This is a genomic window from Roseofilum sp. KMC-1, assembly GCF_057802075.1.
Window position 1 is genome coordinate 3,729,063 of record NZ_CM173605.1, and the last position, 19,810, is coordinate 3,748,872.

Sequence of the window (19,810 nt, forward strand, 5' to 3'; positions counted from 1 at the left end):
TTAGGTACAGCCTTGATAGAGTTGAAGGCTAGGATTGACTATATAAGACAAATCCCCAACCCGATAGGGTGATGGGTGTACCTGGGTTGAGTTGTTGAGGGTGAGTTTGTCCGGAAACGCTCCATTGTGGGTCGGCAGAATCAAGAATATTTGTCCAAATTCCAGGGGGAATGGAGGGGGTAAAAGTAACCGGATCGAGGTTGAAGTTTAGACAAGCATAGAGAGGGGAAGCGCTAACCTGACGATGGAGGATAATTACGGAAGTATCCGGGGGTTGAATGATTTGGGTATGCTCTTTTTTCAGGGATGCTAAAGCGGGGTGGGTTTTGCGGAGTTGTATGAGGGTTTTGTAGAGCGATCGCAAAACGTGATGATTTCCTTGTTTCCCTAATTCCCAGTTTAAAGTAGATTCCTCAAATACGGCCACACTTTGCGGGTCAGGCACTTCTTTTTGCCAACCAAAGGACTTAAATTCTTCAGCTCTTCCCTGACGCACCCCTTCAACTAAATTGGGGTCGCCATGGCTGACAAAATACTGGAAGGGAGCGGTTTCTCCATATTCTTCGCCCATAAAGAGCATGGGAACAAAGGGAGAAAGCAAAACGGCTGCTGCCGCTAATTTTAACCGATCGAAGCCGACTAAGGTAGAGAGGCGATCGCCCGCTAATCGATTTCCCACTTGGTCATGATTTTGGATACAGACCACAAAACACTCCCCAGAGAAAGCTTCAGAGGAATTTCCATGACAGCGCTGACGATGAACCGAATACTCGCCAGAATACACATAACCCTCCCGATAAGCCTTCGCCAAGTGGCTCACCTGACCAAAATCCTGATAATATCCCGCAGTTTCCCCCGTTAACAAACTATGCAGAGCATGGTGAAAATCATCACACCATTGACTATGATGACCCCATCCTCCCGTCTCCCTAGACTGAAGAACGCGCACATCATTTAAATCACTTTCAGCAATCAAATAATGGGTATATCCCAACCGTCGATCCAGTTCTGCTACTGCTGCGCCTAACTGTTGCAGAAAAGGCTGGGCGCTAAAATCATAAATGGCATGAACCGCATCTAAACGCAGGGCATCAATATGATACTCCTCTAGCCAATAGAGGGCATTTTCGATAAAGAAATTGCGTACAGGGTCGCTATGGGCATCATCATAATTAACCGCATCCCCCCAAGGGGTGCGATATTTACCCGTAAAATAGGGGCCATAACTCCAAAGATAGTTACCCTCCGGGCCAAAATGGTTATAAACCACATCAAGAATGACAGCAATTCCGGCTTTATGGCAAGCATTGACCAAAGTTTTCAGACCATCCGGCCCCCCATAGGACGCTTGCACCCCATAGAGATAGACCCCATCATAGCCCCAGTTGCGAGTGCCGGGAAAGGAAGCAACGGGCATGATTTCAATGGCATTAATGCCTAAATCAAGTAAATCAGGGAGTCGGTCAATAATGGCTGCAAAGGTTCCTTCTGGGGTAAATGTGCCCACATGCAGCTCGTAAATCACATATTGGTCTAAGGGCAGACCTTTCCAATCCCCATCTTGCCAGACAAAAGCCTGATGATCGACCACTTGGGATGCATCATGAACCCCGTTCGGTTGTAGAGAGGACGCGGGGTCAGGACGGTCTAGGGTGTTGTCGAGTTGATAGAAGTAGAGACTTCCAGGTTGCACATCATCGACAGTTGCTGACCAATATCCCTGTTCATCTGCTGAGAGAGGTATGAGTCGGTCTTGGGGGTAGACCAGGTGTAGAGCAACTTCTTGGCGTTGAGGGGCCCAAACTCGAAATGCACACTGGTTATTTCCCAAGTATTGAGATCCGATTTTCATTGGTTTATGGCCCTTGACTGCATCATTAAGATATTAATACAGGATTGGCCGAGGTAGAAACCGGGTTTCTTGCCCAATCTGGCATCCCACCAGGAAAATCCTGAGAAACCCGGTTTCTTTTGCACCCCAAATGAAAAGCTATTTTAGGATTGTGCAGGTGTTGGATTTTTCCACCGAGCCGGAGGAAACGCTATAATCCTAAAAGAAATATCGCCTCCTAGCCATGCGCTGTCTTTCTTGCCATACCGACGGCATCCCCCTATCTACAGAAATCTGCCCTCAGTGCAGAGTGCATCTGCCTACTCTGCTGCGAAATTGCCTACTACCCGGCACGAGATTGCAGGGAGGGAGATATCAAATTGACTACGCCCTAGGACAAGGAGGATTTGGGATTACCTATCGAGGGAGTCACAGCCAGCTAGAGAAATTGGTCGCTATCAAAGAATACTTCCCCCAAGAGAAAGCCTTCCGAGATGCTAGGGGCAGTATCACCATACCTCGCCCCCAGGTAGAAGACTTTAAAAAAGGAAAAGCAAGATTTCTCAAGGAAGGGAAACTGCTGGCAAAAATCAACCATCCCCAGGTTGTCAGAGTAGAAGATTGGTTTGAAGAAAGAGAGACTGCCTATCTAGTGATGGAGTTGGTTGCGGGGAAAACCCTGAAGAAATATCTGGAAGAGAAGAAATCTCTGTCAGCGCAAGAGATAGAAAATATGATGGCGCAAGGGGTAGCGGGATTAGGGGCTGCCCATAGGCAAGGGATTTATCATTTGGATCTCAAGCCGGATAATCTGATGATAGACCCAGAGGGGAAGGTCAAAATAGTTGATTTTGGGGCAGCGAAACAAGCTTTAGCGACAAGGGCGGGCAGTCGCAGCACCACCCGCATGTTTACGGAAGCCTATACAGCTCCAGAGGTGATGGGCGCAGGAGCCATCGGGAGTTTCAGTGATATTTTTGAAATGGGGATGATTTTGCATGAAATGGTGACGGGTAAGCTACCGCCTTCAGCCCTTCAGAGGTTATTGGTTGAGAAAGATTGGCAGCCGACAGGAATCGGGGAGCCGTGGTTAGGGTTAATCCGGGCTGCACTATCGATGGAGCCGACAGAGAGAGCGCAGGAAATTCAGGGATGGTGGGAGAGTCGGCAGCACGGGAAGCCGACGGCTACGCCACCCCCTGCTCCTGCGCCTCAACCGGGGGATGATTTAAAGTCAGAGCGAGGGGTGGATTATACTCGCTTGCAGAGACTGTTGCAGGAGCAGAGATGGAAGGATGCGAATCAGGAAACCACCCGCAGAATGCTGGAAGCGGTGAAACGGGAAAAAGAGGAGTGGTTTCGTGAGGAAGATTTGCAAAGTTTTCCGCGTACTGACTTGAGAACCATTGACAGATTATGGGTGAAATATAGTCAGGGTAAATTTGGCTTTAGCGTGCAAAAGCAGATTTGGCTTGACTGGGGAGGAAAGCTGGGAGAATATGATTATGATACTTATGAGAAATTGGGCGATACGGTCGGCTGGCGTAAAAACGGTTCATGGTTAAACTACAGCGATTACACTTTTACTACAAATGCACCACAAGGTCACTTGCCGGGGGGTTGTGGGGGGCGGTGGGTTGTTAGGTGGGGTTTGAGTGTTTGCCCCGGGCTGGGATGTACTTCTTTTCTCTTCTCTAGACTCTAGCACATAAGCGTTTCCGAGCATTCATAATTATTTCTTATCAATCTCATCGCTACGGTATTCCTACGTTTGCGGATTTCATTACCTGCCATGAATCAATGTTCAATGTGGCGAGGAGCCGAAGCAATGAACAATGAACGGCTGGTTGCCTCTAAACGATCGATAAAAAGTAATCTAGAATACAGAAATTAGACCTATTTTCTGAATTTAGACACACGAATCCTATTACCCGCCCCATTCATCAGTAATAATTGTCTAAAAAGTTGGCGACATGGGCACGGTTATAACAATTGGCTAACATAAACTTTTCCGCCACTGCCACCACCTCCGGATTATTTTGTCGCCACTTTTCATATTCCTCCCTCGCCTCTTGCTCTCGCTGACTCGGCTGTTTCTTCTTCTGTTTTTTGCTGGAATTAGACTTGTTTTTGCGCGTCAACTTCGGTAAAAGTTTATTGCCCCAGTAAAAAGGTTTAGTTTGTTTTTCCTTCGGCTGATACTGATGACAAAACTGGCGATATTTACGGCTGCACTCTTCCAAATCTTCTCCCAAAGTAGAGACATGGTGGGGGAGGGCGGGTTTACAAAAATAGTCGTCAGTCTACAAGATTTGGGTATAACCCGCCCCTACAGAGATCTGTAGTGTAAATAAATAGATTTGATATTACTAAAATCATAGAAAAATCCCGGTTGCATATTCGCCGCTTTGGGATTAGCATGAATATACCGAATCGTATTCAGAGCGCGTCGGCTATCAGAGGTAAGAAATTGCGTCTTATGGTAGCGTTTCTCCCAAAAATGACCGCAGCGCTTCAACATCCGATTAAAACACATGGCAGAATACCAATTGAGGTAATGCATAATTTTGGGAATATCCCCAGGATTTTGTGGCTCAATCAAATAGTGGATATGATTGGACATAATGCATAAACTATAAAGCCTAAAGTGATATTTGAGGATGGCTTTTTTGAGGATATAGAGAAAGACTTGACGGCATTCTAACCGGGTTAAGCGAAATTCCCGGTTATTACAGCGCACCGTAATATGATAACAAGATCCAGACATTTAAGAATTCGATATTTGCAGGTCAGGTGGGCATTGCCCACCCTACAAATTGCTACAAATTGCCTGCATCTAAACATTATTGTGGGGGCGGGTTTTAGCCATATCTAGGACACCAACCCATCAATAAGTGAACCCGCCCCCCCGAACAAATTGACTATTCTTCCGTGGGGGTTTCCTCGGAACGGGACTGTAGGAGAGGAATCAGATAGGACATATCGGAAACTTGCAAGAGTTTCAAGGTTCTAGAGAGGGGAATTTTCACCCAAGTGGGACGATGGGTGAGTTCGTAGGAAATGGCGTAGACCGATTTTTCCAGGATGTAAGCGTCGAGTAAGACTTGCATTTCTCTGGGAGCATGGGGGAGGAAGTTACCTTGACTGGCGGTTTGCAGATAGGCTTTGACAAAGACGAGGTTTACCCAACTGCACCAAAAATCTGACCATTGTTCCATTTCAGACAAGTTTTCGGGGTCAATCATGCCATTATCAACTTCTTGTTGCAGGGCGACGCTGGCGGCATAGTGGAAAGATTGGAGCATTCCAGCCACATCCCGCAGGGGCGATCGCTTCATGCGTCGTTCGCTTAAGGGGCGGTTGGTTTCTCCTTCAAAGTTAGTAATAACAAAATCTTTACCGGTATAGAGAACTTGTTCTAAGTGGTAATCCCCATGGCAACGGGTTCTCAGGGCGGTAATTTTTAAGTCAAGGACAGAGCCAAAGCGTTCTAAGACCTGTTCTTTGCGATTAATTAAGGCCATGGCAACCGGTTGCAAGTCTTCCGGGAGTCGGTTGAGGCGCTTTTGCAAGAACAAGAAGGTTTTGCCGCTCAGATTCCGCATGTATTGGTAAATTGACCGTTGATAGAAGGAAGAAAAGGGTTCTGGGGCAAAGTGGGGATTTTCGCGATCGGAGGCTAAGGCGAGATGAAATTCAGCCATATATTGACCCAGACGTTCGGCCGAGCCGAGATAAGAACCGATTAGGGAATAAACGATTTCAGGCATGTCAGCAATGGGATCGTTGCTGTCTAAGTCACCAGCTTTGGAGGTTACATCTAGGGTGAAGTCTTTGAGGGTGGGTAAGGGTAGATCGGCGATCGCCGTGGGAGTAGCCATGACTTGCTCGAAATAACCCCTGAGATTATCTAGGGTGTATGACCAACCGTCTCGGATGTCGGGGATGAAGTCCCGCAGTACCCCGATGGTCATGGAGGATTTACCGGGGCGACGATATTCTAGAGAACCATAAAAGGGGGTAATTTGTCCCGATCGCAGGGAGAAAGTTTTGGGATTTGGTTCTAGCTCTGAGCTAATTCTGCGGGTGAGAAATTCCCCAATTTCCAGATCGGCATTAACTCCTTCTTCAATTTGTCGGAAGAGTTTCAGAACCAGATGATGCTGATCGGCTTCGGTTTGGGCATTGCTATAGATGATAGAAGTATGTTTGTGTTCGCCTCGCAACATATGGGGATCGAAGGATTGAATCCCTTGCTCTAATTGTTCTGGAGTTTTGAACAGATCGGGAACCATTTTACCTTCAATGCCTTGATATTCCCAACCGTTGGCGATCGCCTCTAACATAAATTGGAGGAAGCCTGGATCGGCAGTGGCTTCATACAAAATACCGGTTTCGCCAAATTCCTGCATGTTAATTTTGGCAACGATCTGCTCCCCATAGATAGGGTTTTCATCATCGCTTATGGCTTCATAGCCAATAGAAAAGGCATAGGTTTCGGCTGCACCTTCGGTATAGTTCACCTGAATCAGCAGAATCTGAACTTCCCGGTTTTGATAAGGAATGGGAATTACATCAATGATTTGGGTAGATTGAATGGTGCGGGATTTACCGGTAAACCAGGAGCGGGTAATCAGATAATGGGGCAGATGCAGTTCAAAGCGGGTTTTGGGATCGTTTTGATAGAAGGCGCTCGGCCAGGGGCCGGTGGGCACTTCTAGAGTCGGCAGTTGGGTAACGGGGACGGGAGTGGGGATGATGTTCTCTTCTACCTGTAGGGTGAACCAGTAGAAGGCGTAGGGACTGAGGCTGAGAAAATAGGGCACATCCTGAATGGTTGGAAATTCGGTACGGCCAAAGATTTCTACGGGTTTCATCCCTTGGAAGGGAGTCAGGTCTAGCTCTACAGTTTGCACGAACCGGGAGAGGTTGGCCAGAATCAGGATATGTTCTCCCGCATAGGTGCGGGTAAACGCTAATACTTTGCGGTTGTCGGGATAGAGGAATTCAAAGCTGCCGCGACCGAAGGCTTGGAACCGTTTGCGGGTGGCAATCAGCCGTTTCATCGACCACCAGAGGGCATTGGTATTGCTGCGTTGAGCTTCGACGTTGATGGCTTCATAGTGATATTCGGGGTCGAGAATGGGGGGAGCATAGAGCCGTTGGGGGTTGGTGCGGCTAAATCCGGCATTGCGGTCTGCGCTCCATTGCATAGGGGTACGGACTCCGTTGCGATCGCCTAAATAGATATTATCCCCCATACCGATTTCATCCCCATAATAGAGGACGGGAGTTCCCGGTAGAGAAAAGAGTAGACTATTGAGCAATTCTATCCGGCGGCGATCGTTATCCATCAAAGGACTCAAACGGCGACGAATCCCCAAATTAATCCGCGCTTGCGGGTCTTGGGCATAAACCCGATACATATAATCCCGGTCTTCATCGGAAACCATTTCTAACGTCAGTTCATCATGATTTCGCAAAAACAGCGCCCATTGGCAATTATTCGGAATCTGGGGCGTTTGTTGCAAAATATCGATAATCGGGAAACTATCCTCCATCTTCAACGCCATAAACAGACGCGGCATCAGGGGAAAATGGAAATTCATGTGGCATTCATCCCCTTGGCCAAAATAGGCCGCTGCATCCTCTGGCCATTGGTTCGCTTCCGCTAATAACATCCGGTTAGGAAACTTAGCATCCATATGGCTTCGCAGAGCTTGCAAAAAGGTATGGGTTTGGGGCAAATTTTCGCAATTGGTTCCCTCCTCCTCATACAGATAGGGAACCGCATCTAAGCGCAGACCATCCACTCCCATCTCTAACCAAAAATCTACCACTTCTAAAATCGCTTGTTGCACCGCCGGATTTTCATAATTCAAGTCCGGTTGATGGGAATAAAACCGATGCCAATAATAGGCATTCGCCACAGAATCCCAAGACCAGTTAGAATGTTCAAAATCTTGGAAAATAATCCGAGCGCCTTGATACTTATTCGGGTTATCATTCCATACATAAAACTCTCGCTCTGGTGACCCTGGACTGGCTCTTCTGGCTCGCTGAAACCAGGGATGCTGGTCAGAGGTATGATTCACAATTAATTCGATAATCACCCGAATTCCTCGTTTATGGCTCTCCCGTAAGAACTCTTTGAAGTCCTCTAGATTTCCATAAATGGGATTGACGCTATTGTAATCAGCAATATCATAGCCATCATCTCTGAGGGGAGAAGGGAAAAAGGGGAGTATCCACAGAGCCGTGACCCCTAATTCTTGGATATAATCGAGCTTGTCCTTCAGCCCACAAAAATCACCAATACCGTCTCCATTACTATCGGCAAAGGCGCGGACAGGGACTTCATAAATAATGGCATCTTTAAACCAAAGGGGATCGTCTTTGAGCATGGAGTGGCGCATTTCTTCTATTGTCCAATGTTCTTGACTTTTCATTTTAATACCTGAAGCAAAAAAATAGGGGTAGCCTGGGAAAATGAGCAGATGAATAAAAAAGCAACAAGTTTGTCCCAGCGATCGTAGGGCACTTTTTGCCTTATTCTATGGAGAGGATCGATCGTCCGTATCTCTTGTAGAGTTTCTAATCACTATGGCTTTTGAACGCGCAAGTGGCATCTTATTACACCCGACCTCCTTGCCCAGTTCCTTTGGAATTGGTGATTTAGGAGAGAATGCTTATCGATTTGTGGATTTCCTCGCTCGCAGTGGGCAAAAAATATGGCAAATTTTGCCTTTGGGGCCAACCGGTTATGAACATTCTCCTTACACCATGAATTACAGCGCTTTTGCGGGTAATCCCTTGATGATTAGCTTAGAGCAATTAGCCGCAGAAGGATTATTAAATTCTGAAGAATTAACCCCTATAAGTGGAGAAGATATTTCAGGCAATCGGGTTAATTTCGATCGCGTGATTCCCCATAAGTATAGCTTCCTCAAACAAGCTTATGAAACTTTTAAAGATCAGTTAGAAACAGAAGAAAATCCCACCTTTACTGAATTTTGTCAGCAACAAGCCAGTTGGTTAGATGACTATGTTTTGTTTATGTCCCTGATGGAGGAAAATGGAGGACAAGCTTGGAATCATTGGGAATCGGCGATCGCTCGTCGCGACCCCCAGAGCCTAGCCCATAAAAAAGAAACCCTTGCTGATTCCATCCTATACCATCAATTCCTGCAATTCAAGTTTTTTGAACAGTGGCAAAATCTGCGCCAGTACACTAACGAAAAAGGCATTCAAATGATCGGCGATGTCTCCATTTATGTCTGCCACAATAGCGCCGATGTTTGGGCAAATCCCGAAATTTTCAAGTTAGATCCAGAAACTTTAGAACCGGCTTGGATGGCGGGCGTGCCCCCCGATTATTTTAGTGCTACCGGGCAATTGTGGGGAAATCCAGTTTACGATTGGGATAAATTACAAGAAACCAATTATGCTTGGTGGATTGAACGCTTCCGAGCGACGCTGCAATATGTGGATGTAGTGAGAATTGACCATTTCCGGGGCTTTGAAGCCTATTGGCAAGTGCCAGCCGGAGAAGAAACAGCCATGAATGGGCAATGGGTGAAGGCTCCGGGATTTGAATTTTTCCAAACCTTGGGCGAAGCCTTGGGAAATCTACCCGTTTTAGCCGAAGATTTGGGCATTATTACGCCAGAAGTGGAAGAATTGCGCGATCATTTTAACTTTCCGGGAATGAAAATTCTTTTGTTTGCCTTTGGGGGGGGAGCCGATAATGCTTATTTGCCCCATAATTATCCCCAAAATGCGATCGTCTACACGGGAACTCATGATAATGATACATCAGTGGGCTGGTGGCAAAATGCGAGTGAAAAAGAAAAACAGCATTTAGCCCAATATTTGGGTTATGCTTCCCCGGAAGAAATTACCGAGATTTCTTGGCTATTGATTCGCACAGCCTTAGCTTCTGTAGCAGTTTGGGCAATTCTGCCTTTACAAGATTTATTCAGTTTAGACAATCAAGGACGGATGAACGATCCCAGTGTTAGCGCTGGAAACTGGCGCTGGCGCTATGAAGATCCGGGGATGTTGAGCGATGAATTAGGCGATCGCCTGCGACACTTAACCCACTCCTACGGCCGCTAACCGTTGAAGACAAGGGGCTTAAGCCCCTTGCTCCTTGTCCATTCCTTGCTCATTACTCAAGACTCAATACTAACTCCTGACTTTCGCAAGTTGACTGGAAAATAGTACAGTAGATCTAAATCCTAAAACCTGCTGTTAGTATGAATCACCGTGGAGTTACAATCTGGTTTACCGGTCTCAGTGGCGCTGGTAAAACCACCATTACCCAAGCCCTAGAAAAAAAACTACGCGCTGCTGAGGTTAAATTAGAAGTCCTAGATGGGGATATTGTCCGTACCAACCTCACCAAAGGATTAGGCTTTAGCAAAGAAGACCGAGATGAAAATATCCGCCGCATTGGATTTGTCTCCCATTTATTAACCCGAAATGGGGTCATTGTTTTAGTCTCTGCCATCTCTCCCTATCGAGCTATTCGAGAAGAAGTGCGCCAGAGAATTGGCGATTTTGTAGAAGTGTTTGTGAATGCTCCTTTAGCCGTTTGTGAAGAACGGGATGTCAAAGGATTATACAAACGCGCCAGAGCCGGAGAAATTAAACAATTCACCGGTATTTCCGATCCCTATGAACCCCCAGAAAATCCCGAAATTGAATGCCGCACCGATCTTGAAGAATTATCTGAAAGTGTGGATAAAGTCTGGAATAAATTAGTAGAAATGGGTTATTTGCAGTAGGTTATAAGTAACCTGGCCTCCCCATGGATAGATACTACCTTAGATGTCAAGGGGAGGCTTTTTGAATGGTTTAACCGGACTTGATACAACATGAATTTTAAACCCCGCAAACGATTTGCCCAACATTGGCTCAACAGTGAATCGATTCTGAATAAAATTATTGCAGCTTCCGATTTACAAGCCAGGGATAAAGTCTTAGAAATTGGCCCAGGAATGGGAGTGTTAACTCGTCAATTAATTACCCGTGCAGAGGCTGTCGTTTCCGTAGAGATTGACCGAGATCTGTGTCAAAAATTAGCCAAAAAATTTGGAGAAAAGCAAAACTTTCTCCTTTTACAAGGAGATATATTATCCTTAAACCTCGAAGATTTGCTTTCTGCTTATTCCTTATTTCAAAATCTCAATAAAGTGGTGGCTAATATTCCCTACAATATTACGGGCCCCATTTTAGAAAAACTCTTGGGAAAAATTGCTTCACCTGTGCCGAAAAATTATGATAGTATTGTTTTATTAGTGCAAAAAGAAGTCGCCGATCGCCTCGTCGCTAAACCCAGTACCAAAGCCTTTGGTGCGCTATCGGTTCGCGTTCAATATTTAGCCGATTGCGAACTGATCTGCCCTGTCCCCGCAAAAGCCTTTTATCCCCCTCCCAAAGTTGAATCAGCCGTGATTCGCTTAACTCCCAGAAGTCTAGAAAAACCCGCTCTTAACCCCCGTCATTTAGAACAAATTGTCACTCTGGGCTTTTCCTCCAAACGGAAAATGTTGCACAATAATCTCAAAGGGATAATTGAGAGCGATCGCCTCAGCATCATTCTAGAGCAACTCAACATCAATCCCCAAGCTCGTGCTGAAGATCTCAGCCTAGAAAATTGGGTTAAGCTCAGTGATACCTTGCAAGAGAGTGACTTATAAATGACAATTGAATTCCTCAAAAATAGGCTTTAAGATCAGCTTAGGATCGTCCTTAAAAAACATATGTCCTCCTTCAAAGAGCTGTAAATCAAACCGAGCAGAAGTCTGTTGATTCCATTGCTCAAACTGCTCAGGAGTAGCCACCGGATCGTCTATGGCTCCAAACATCGTAACCGGCAATTCTAAAGGCTTTTCTGATTGATACTGATATTTCTCATTGACGATCAAATCTGACCGAAAAATAGGTAAAAATAACTCCATTAAATCCGAATTTTGCAGCACCGCTTCCGGTGTTCCTCCATATTGACGCAAAGCTTCAATCAAGATAGAATCTGGTTGGTGATAAAGGGGATTATCAATCGGAATTTGGGGGGCACGGCGACCACAAATAAACAAATGTTCCGGCAAAACACCACCTTGGCGGCGCAATTCGCGGGTGAGTTCAAACGCTATTAAAGCGCCCATACTATGACCAAAAAAAATAAATTTTCCTTGCTCCAAAGTGGGAATAACGGCTTGTGTAAGCGCTTTAATTAATGGCTCTAATTGAGTAAAACAAGATTCTTTTAAACGGTGTTCTCGACCGGGTAATTGAATAGCAAAAATGTCAATTTCGGGGGAACTGTAAGTTAACCAAGAACGAAATAAAAAAGCACCAGCTCCTGCGGGAGGAAAACAAAACAGACGCAAAGGAGCATCAAAGCGCTGAGGAGGAGAAATAATCCAAGGTGTAGAAGGGGATGACACAACCATACAATCAACTAAGGGTGAAGAAACAAAGAGCGATCGCCCATAAGACGACAAATCCCTATAGATCGCGTTAATTGTACCGTAAAATACTCGACCCAACGAACAAACCTCTGTTTCCCTTGATTTCCTCCCTTTCCCATATTCTCTCCACTCATTTAAGATAGAGAGACAGTCCTCAGTGCTTCTCAGTAAGCATCAGTTCTCAAATCAATGGGTTACAGTAATGGCAGATAGCAATAGGACAACCCCTGAAGAGATCGCAGTTTTCAGTAACGAAGCCAGCAAAATCTTAGTGGTAGATGATGTTCCCGAAAATCTACGTCTGCTCAAAGGTCTACTCAAAAATGAAGGATATGATGTAAGATTCGCCCCTAATGCTAAATTTGCCCTTGCGAGTCTGACTCGGTTTCTGCCCGATCTGATTCTCTTAGATATCATGATGCCAGAAATGGACGGCTATGAGCTATGCGTGCAATTAAAACGTAATCCCGAAACGAAAAATATACCGGTAATTTTCTTAACCGCATTAAATGAAGGAGCCGATAAAGTCAAGGGTTTTCAAGTAGGAGCCGTAGATTATATTACTAAACCCTTTCAAGCCGAAGAAGTCTTAGCACGGGTTGCCCACCACTTAAAATTAACTGAACTTAACCTCCAGCTTCAGCAACAAAATCAAACTTTAGTCCAGAAAAATCATCAACTGCAAGAAGCAGAGCGAGAAACACGGCTCTTATTAGAAGTAACTCAGTATTTAACTCATACCTCGACTTGGCAAGAGGCGATCGCCCAAATCATAAAAATCATTTGCGATCGTATTCTTTGGACTTATGGAGAAGCTTGGCTACCCCAGGAAGATCGGCAAACCTTATCTTATCTTGCTAATCCTTTTGCCAATGACCCTCATTTTCAATCCTTTTGTGAATTCAGTCAAACTCTACACTTTCAGCCAGGGGAAGGGCTACCCGGAAAAATCTGGAAAACTCAAACCTTAGAATGGATTCAAGATCTTAACCAAAATCCTGAAAAATTATGTATCAGACAATCCCAAGCCCTTGAAATTGGATTTAAATCTGCCTTTGGTCTTCCTATTATCGTTAATCAAAATGTCATGGCAGTCTTAGTTTTTTACCGAAATAAAAATACAGCTTGCCAATTAAATCTCGTCGCTCTGGTTCAAGCGATCGCCAGCCAAATCAGTCTCCTGATCCAACGCAAACAAAGCGAACTGCAACTCCAACAACAAGCCCAAGATCTTGCCCAAGCGCTCCACCAGCTCAAAACCACCCAAATTCAACTGATCCAAAGCGAAAAAATGTCAAGCTTAGGACAACTGGTAGCCGGAATTTCTCATGAAATCAACAATCCAGTCAGCTTTATTGCTGGCAATATCGAGCATCTGGAAAACTACATTCAAGATATCATGCATGTCTATTATGCCTATCAGCAATCCTACCCCACTCCTCCTCCTTCTGTAACCCAACTGATTACCGATCTAGAGCTTGACTTTACCCTAACGGACTTACCCAATGTTATCCTTTCCATGAAAAGTGGAACCGATAGAATTACTAAAATAGTGAACTCCTTACGTCGCTTTGCCCACTTAGATGAAGCAAAACTCAAAAAAGTAGACATTCATGATGAACTTGAAAGCGTACTGACTATTTTAAATAATCGCCTCAAACTCCAAAATTCTCCGAGAACGACTGAAGTTAATGGACTAGAAATTAAAGCTGAGCGCCACTATGGAAAACTGCCCAAACTCGACTGTTTTGCTGGAGAACTTAATCAAGCCTTCATGCAAATTATGATGAATGGGATTGATGCTCTTCAAGAAAGATATCAAGCAGAAAAAGAAGATCCTAAATTTCCCTATACCCTCACCATCAAAACCCAATGGCTTGAAGATTCAGGGCAAGCCCAAATTGAGATTAGGGATAATGGTATTGGCATTCCCCCAGAGATTAAACCCCGCATTTTTGACCCCTTCTTTACCACAAAACCAGTGGGTAAAGGAACGGGGATGGGCATGGCCATTAGCTATCAAATTATTGTCGAAAAACATGGGGGGAGCCTGAAGTGTGCCTCTTTAGCACAAGAAACCACCTTTATTATCCATCTCCCTAAAAGCCCATCTCAGTCATAATTGTTTCTTTGATTATGACCGGGCCGATTTTAGGGTTACAATAACCTACTGTTGTCCCGATCGCGGGTCATCGGTGAATAGGTCGGGTGTTCTTTGCATCGGCGATCGCACTTGACCTATACTTTCTCTATCCTAAACCCCCTGTCCATCTCACTCAACAACTTGTTCATCACGTTCTCCCCCGATCATGCCTAAAGTTCTCGTTTGCGACCCCATCGATCAAGCTGGAATAGATATCCTATCTCAAGTTGCCCAGGTTGATGTAAAAACCGGCCTGCCCGTAGAGGAACTGGTGAAAGTCGTTCCCGAATACGACGCTCTCATGATTCGCTCCGGAACCCGTATCACCAAAGAAATCATTGAAGCGGGCGTACAACTGAAAATTATTGGTCGCGCTGGGGTTGGAGTCGATAATGTCGATGTCCCCACTGCCACCCGTAAAGGGGTAATTGTTGTTAATTCCCCAGAAGGCAACACCATTGCTGCTGCCGAACATGCCCTAGCCTTAATGCTATCCCTGTCCCGCCATATTCCTGATGCTAACCAGTCCGTCAAAAATGGCCAGTGGGAGCGTAAAAAATTTGTGGGCACAGAAGTCTATAAAAAAACCCTGGGAATTGTCGGCTTAGGCAAAATTGGCTCCCATGTAGCAGGAACAGCCAAAGCCTTGGGGATGAAATTGATTGCCTTCGATCCCTTCATTTCCGCAGAACGGGCAGACCAACTGGGCTGTCGGCTGGTAGATATGGATGTTCTCATGCAAGAATCTGACTATATTACCCTCCACATTCCCAAAACCCCAGAAACGGCCAATTTAATCAATGCTCAGTCTTTGGCCAAAATGAAACCCACAGCCCGGATTATTAACTGCGCCAGAGGGGGGATTATTGATGAAGCCGCCCTTGCTGAAGCCCTCAAAAACGGTCAAATTGCCGGAGCAGCTCTAGATGTGTATGCCAATGAACCCCTAGGTGAATCTCCCCTAACTGAGCTAGGAAAAGAGGTGATTTTAACCCCCCATTTAGGAGCATCAACCACGGAAGCCCAGGTGAATGTAGCGGTGGATGTGGCCGAGCAAATCCGGGATGTACTGCTAGGATTGCCTGCACGCTCGGCAGTGAATATTCCCGGACTCCATCCGGATGCCTTGGAACAGTTGCGCCCCTATCTGCAATTAGCAGAAACTCTAGGTAATTTGGTCAGCCAACTGGTGGGCGGCCGCGTGGAAAGTCTCAATATTCGCCTGCAAGGGGAACTGGCTAATAATCAAAGCCAACCGATTGTAATTGCTGCCCTCAAGGGCTTACTTTCCCGTGCCCTGCGGGAGCGCGTTAATTATGTGAATGCCTCTATTGAAGCTCAAGAGCGCGGCATTCGCGTGATTGAAACCCGCGATGCCAGTATCCGAGATTATAAAGGTTCTCTGCTGTTACAAGCGAAGGGATCTTCAGAGGAACATGAGGTCACGGGTACATTGCTCGGTGATGGGGAAATTCGGATTACCACGGTGGATGGATTCCCCATTAATGTGCCCCCCAATCAACATATGTTGTTTACCCGTCACCGGGATATGCCGGGGATTATTGGTAAGATTGGTTCTCTGTTGGGTAGTTTTAATGTCAATATTGCCAGTATGCAAGTGGGTCGCCAGATTGTGCGCGGTGATGCTGTGATGGTGCTGACGATTGACGATCCCCTACCGGAGGGGATTCTAGAGGAGATTCTTAAGGTTCCTGGAATTCGGGATGCCAATACGGTAATGCTATAAACATTACTCGGTGGAGCCGGTGGCTCCACCAGGGAAGATTATGGGTTAGGTGTTGATGGATTCAACCATGGCCTGTTTTAAGCTGTGGCAAAAGGGGCCTACAGAGTCGATCCCCTGATCGGCTAACCGACGAACGATCGCACTGCCGACAATGACGGCATCGGCTCCCCACTCCACAACCTGCCGGGCATGTTCGGGCTGGGATATGCCAAAGCCAACGCCAATGGGTTTATCGGTGAATTGGCGAATTTGTTGAATTAAACCTGGCACTCTGGTGGCTACTTCGGTACGCACTCCGGTAACTCCGGTGACGCTGACCAAATAGATAAATCCTTGGGACTTTTGGGCGATCGCCTCAATTCGCTCTGGTGAACTCGTTGGCGCAACCAATAACACCACCTCAATCCCCCGTGCCGCCGCCGGTGCTAAGATACATTCTGCCTCTTCTAGGGGCAAATCGGGAACCACCAAGCCCGCTACTCCCACTTGACCAATTTCATCTAAAAATCGCTCTATTCCCCGATGGAGAATGGGATTGTAATAGGTAAATAAAATCACTGGAGCTTGCAACTGGGGGCTGACTTGACTGAGGAGTTCTAAGACCGACTCTAGACGAGTTCCCCGTTGTAGAGCGCGGGTAGCAGCCGCTTGAATCACCGGGCCATCGGCCAAAGGATCGGAATAGGGAACTCCGAGTTCAATGATATCTGCCCCTTGGCGATCCAGAACTTGTAAGGCTTGAGCCGTGGTTTCCAAATCTGGATCTCCGGCAGTAATAAAAGGAATTAACGCTGGAGTGTTTTGCGATCGCAATCGCTGAAAACACTCAGTAATCGCATGGGTCATAACAGTAATATTTCGTCAATCAGGGGAGATAGAAGGATCGGATTCTGAGGCTACCTCGGCTTCCAGTTTGGCTCTCTCCTCTGGAGTTAGGGATTCCCACCGTTTTTGTAGCAGAGCCTCTTCATAGTCGCGACGTTGCTGATTGTAAGTCATGTTCTGGGTTCCCACCCGAAATAAATAGGTAGACACCCAAACCAATACCCCACCCATAAGGATTGCTTGGCTCCAGCGGCCAGCATCCAGGCTATCTAACCCAGCCAGTTGAAACAGCCCATAGACTAAACCCCCTGTGGCCAAAAACACCACGCAATAGATCATCACATCAATTCGTCGCACGTTCTGGTTACCTTTAATCGATGGGGTTTACGAGATTTGTCGGGGTTTCGGTCTCAGATTAATTAGGGGAGCCAATAAGAGCATTCCTGGGAAGCACCAAAAGACCATGAAATACATCAATAACCGTTCGATGGAACTGGCTACATACCAACGGCGATCGAGGTAGAAGTAGATCAGAGCCGGTAAGACTAGGAGATAGGTTCCCCCCAAAATTCCGTAGAGCAGTAACGTGATTATGTCCATCTAGCTATACTTAATAAGTGAGCGATCCAGAGAGATCATACCACTTTTAGACCCCTGAGTTCCTCTCCCCTGACCCAGGTTTTTACCCCAATTTGATGTAGAGACTTGCCAAAACCTCAGATTCATGATGTAATTATATATTGTGTGACATCTTCGATTCACCATCCCACACTCACATTTAAGTTGGGGGGCATGGCGGAATGGTAGACGCTACGGACTTAGAAAACTGAGCCTTAGTAAAGAAATTTGCTAAGTGTAAGCTCTCAAACTCAGGGAAACCTAAATCTGGTAACAGACATGGCAATCCTGAGCCAAGCCGGAGAAAAAAATTGAGGATTATAATCCCCAATTGAGTATCAAAGGAAGGTGCAGAGGCCCGACGGGAGCTACCCTAACGTATTGAGTCGAGGGTAAAGGGAGGGTCCGATTCTCAAAACCAGCGAGCCATGTCTCAAGGCAACAGCGAAAGCTGTGGGAGAATGAAAATCCGTTGACCTTAAAAGTCGTGAGGGTTCAAGTCCCTCTGCCCCCATCAAAAAAGACCCTAAAAAGTAGGCCCTGTGTTTTTTCACAGACCTGCTTTTTCTAGTATTTGGCGTTAAGAAGTAACCCTCTAAAGAAATTCCAATCATACCCAGTTCAACCGGAAATAGGTTAACCTGATTGGTAAAGGAATAAAGAAAATGTCTCTTATTCCAGATACGATTTGATCGTATGGACGAGGCAACTAAAAGTTTTGAGTGTAGTTTAAGTATGGCAAAGCTTCAATCCAATACGCTGCGCTATAGGGCTTGGGGTGCAGAACCATCTAAAAAGGGGCAACTACCATGGGACCTAGTTTAATGGATGAAAATTATCCCCCCTCTGGTTTCAAGACAACAGAACTGAGGAAAAATATTGGTCAATATCAAGAGACCATATATCGTTATTTTTTAGCCATTGTCAAAACGGAGAGTCCCGATCAGGTGGTAGAAAAGTTTCGGCAGCTATTTATCGATCACACTGAGATCGACGATCCAGCAGTCAATCAAGCTTTATTTAATCTAGTTTTTGCCAATCAAGAAGAGAATTTTTCTCATACCTTAAAACGCTGTTGTTATATTTTAATTAATAACTGGGAAGCGGGCAGAAATCATAAGGCAGTCCGGGAGTTAGTGAATAGTTTTGAAGGAGAAACCATTGGTCGTAATAGCCATTCTATAGCGATCAAGCGCCTAAAAAATTGGACGAGCAACTTTGTTAAAAGTCCTGATTATCAAGAAATAAAGCTATTTTGTGCTAAATTTGACTTAGACTCAGACAATTGGAGCGATCGCTATACCTCCTATCTATTGGTTCCCCAATATATTAACCTCAACAATTCGGCTGAACAACGCCAAGCAGCCAAAGTGCGCTCTCACGAACTCAAAGAAAAGTTCAAATTTGACTTAGCCATGTACACTACCCGGTCTCAGCTCACCCATCACCAGGACAGTGAACCTCCGAAAAATCCCACACGCTTAGGAGATGAAGTCTTACACTTAATTAAAACAATTCTCCTCAGACGAGGGCCCTATAATTATGTCAATTTAGCCCATATCTTCTTGCAACAAACTCAGGATATCAGTTACCAGGAATTTAAGCAGGCTCTCCAGCGTTACCTCGTTTTTTCTGTAGATGATACTGCCTTTATCCATTTAATCGAAAAAAAATTATCAGTTCAGTTAAATAACCTTTACACTAACTATAACGATCTGCGGGTTAATAAAGCTTTATTGCTGAGAACTTGCAACCGAGTGGTAGAGTATTTGACCACTGAAGATCGTAAGACTCCCTCAACTTTATTTGTGCTGTGGGTGGCTCAAAATAATCCGTTAACTTTGGTTACTATGATGTTAAAACTGATTTTAATCAGTAAACCGACCAGAGTTCACCTGGAAGCGAGAATTGCAGATTTAATCCAATACTACAAAGACTATCCTGAAAATGAATGTAAGTGGCTGATTAATTTCATGGAAGTTCTGAATATCGCCTTTGCTATTTATGCGGATAATGTGCAATATAATTTGGTTCGGATTGACCAAAAAAGCTTAGGCAGTCAGTCCTTATCGAACTTAGATAAATATAAAGTTTTTTCTCAACTTCACAAAGATCAACCCGTTGATTTTGTCCATGAAATTCATGAAGATTTCCTGGAGGAAGATTAAGGG

15 protein-coding genes are annotated in these 19,810 nt (G+C 45.4%); 7 read left to right on the forward strand and 8 right to left on the reverse strand.

Translation table 11 applies throughout. The annotated features are described in order from the left end of the window. Positions 1-28 precede the first annotated feature (28 nt). Entirely contained in the window at positions 29-1,852 is a 1,824-nt protein-coding gene (gene treZ / locus AC3FZD_RS17110) for a malto-oligosyltrehalose trehalohydrolase (RefSeq protein ID WP_488737184.1), read from the reverse strand. Positions 1,853-2,141: 289 nt separating this feature from the next. On the opposite strand from treZ, the gene AC3FZD_RS17115 reads away from it, so the two are divergent. After that, positions 2,142-3,536, forward strand: coding sequence for a protein kinase domain-containing protein (locus AC3FZD_RS17115; RefSeq protein ID WP_488737185.1), 1,395 nt, complete (start codon positions 2,142-2,144; stop codon positions 3,534-3,536). Between the two features lie 238 nt (positions 3,537-3,774). Here AC3FZD_RS17115 and AC3FZD_RS17120 read toward each other — a convergent pair whose 3' ends face one another. The 3 genes from AC3FZD_RS17120 to treS form a co-directional block, all read right to left on the reverse strand. Continuing rightward, on the reverse strand, positions 3,775-4,074 hold the full coding sequence (locus AC3FZD_RS17120; protein ID WP_488737186.1) for a hypothetical protein: 300 nt from the start codon (positions 4,072-4,074) through the stop codon (positions 3,775-3,777). A gap of 86 nt (positions 4,075-4,160) precedes the next feature. Continuing rightward, a complete protein-coding gene (locus AC3FZD_RS17125) occupies positions 4,161-4,598 on the reverse strand; it encodes a transposase (protein ID WP_488737187.1) in 438 nt (145 codons plus the stop codon). 154 nt (positions 4,599-4,752) lie between these two features. Then, on the reverse strand, positions 4,753-8,247 hold the full coding sequence (gene treS / locus AC3FZD_RS17130; RefSeq protein ID WP_488740372.1) for a maltose alpha-D-glucosyltransferase: 3,495 nt from the start codon (positions 8,245-8,247) through the stop codon (positions 4,753-4,755). Between the two features lie 187 nt (positions 8,248-8,434). On the opposite strand from treS, the gene malQ reads away from it, so the two are divergent. The 3 genes from malQ (at position 8,435) to rsmA (ending at position 11,535) form a co-directional block, all read left to right on the forward strand. Then, entirely contained in the window at positions 8,435-9,949 is a 1,515-nt protein-coding gene (gene malQ / locus AC3FZD_RS17135) for a 4-alpha-glucanotransferase (RefSeq protein WP_488737188.1), read from the forward strand. 140 nt (positions 9,950-10,089) lie between these two features. Further along, on the forward strand, positions 10,090-10,620 hold the full coding sequence (gene cysC / locus AC3FZD_RS17140; RefSeq protein WP_488737189.1) for an adenylyl-sulfate kinase: 531 nt from the start codon (positions 10,090-10,092) through the stop codon (positions 10,618-10,620). 90 nt (positions 10,621-10,710) lie between these two features. Continuing rightward, positions 10,711-11,535, forward strand: a complete 825-nt coding sequence (rsmA, locus tag AC3FZD_RS17145) for a 16S rRNA (adenine(1518)-N(6)/adenine(1519)-N(6))-dimethyltransferase RsmA (RefSeq protein WP_488737190.1) — start codon at positions 10,711-10,713, stop codon at positions 11,533-11,535. Here the strand turns inward: rsmA and AC3FZD_RS17150 are convergent. Continuing rightward, the gene (locus AC3FZD_RS17150) at positions 11,530-12,288 is read right to left on the reverse strand and encodes a thioesterase II family protein (RefSeq protein WP_488737191.1); all 759 of its coding nucleotides are present in this window, start codon (positions 12,286-12,288) and stop codon (positions 11,530-11,532) included. The genes rsmA and AC3FZD_RS17150 overlap by 6 nt on opposite strands. 220 nt (positions 12,289-12,508) lie before the next feature. On the opposite strand from AC3FZD_RS17150, the gene AC3FZD_RS17155 reads away from it, so the two are divergent. Further along, positions 12,509-14,428, forward strand: a complete 1,920-nt coding sequence (locus AC3FZD_RS17155; RefSeq protein WP_488737192.1) for a response regulator — start codon at positions 12,509-12,511, stop codon at positions 14,426-14,428. A gap of 187 nt (positions 14,429-14,615) precedes the next feature. Then, positions 14,616-16,196, forward strand: coding sequence for a phosphoglycerate dehydrogenase (gene serA, locus AC3FZD_RS17160; RefSeq protein ID WP_488737193.1), 1,581 nt, complete (start codon positions 14,616-14,618; stop codon positions 16,194-16,196). A 45-nt stretch (positions 16,197-16,241) separates the two neighbouring features. Here serA and trpA read toward each other — a convergent pair whose 3' ends face one another. The 3 genes from trpA to ndhL are packed head-to-tail and all read right to left on the reverse strand — an operon-like array spanning position 16,242 to position 17,621. Continuing rightward, complete coding sequence (trpA, locus tag AC3FZD_RS17165) at positions 16,242-17,042, reverse strand: tryptophan synthase subunit alpha (protein ID WP_488737194.1); 801 nt, start codon at positions 17,040-17,042, stop codon at positions 16,242-16,244. Between the two features lie 15 nt (positions 17,043-17,057). Next, positions 17,058-17,378, reverse strand: coding sequence for a DUF3007 family protein (locus AC3FZD_RS17170; RefSeq protein ID WP_488737195.1), 321 nt, complete (start codon positions 17,376-17,378; stop codon positions 17,058-17,060). 27 nt (positions 17,379-17,405) lie between these two features. Next, on the reverse strand, positions 17,406-17,621 hold the full coding sequence (gene ndhL / locus AC3FZD_RS17175; protein WP_488737196.1) for an NAD(P)H-quinone oxidoreductase subunit L: 216 nt from the start codon (positions 17,619-17,621) through the stop codon (positions 17,406-17,408). An 827-nt stretch (positions 17,622-18,448) separates the two neighbouring features. On the opposite strand from ndhL, the gene AC3FZD_RS17180 reads away from it, so the two are divergent. Further along, positions 18,449-19,807, forward strand: a complete 1,359-nt coding sequence (locus tag AC3FZD_RS17180; RefSeq protein ID WP_488737197.1) for a hypothetical protein — start codon at positions 18,449-18,451, stop codon at positions 19,805-19,807. Positions 19,808-19,810: the final 3 nt, after the last annotated feature.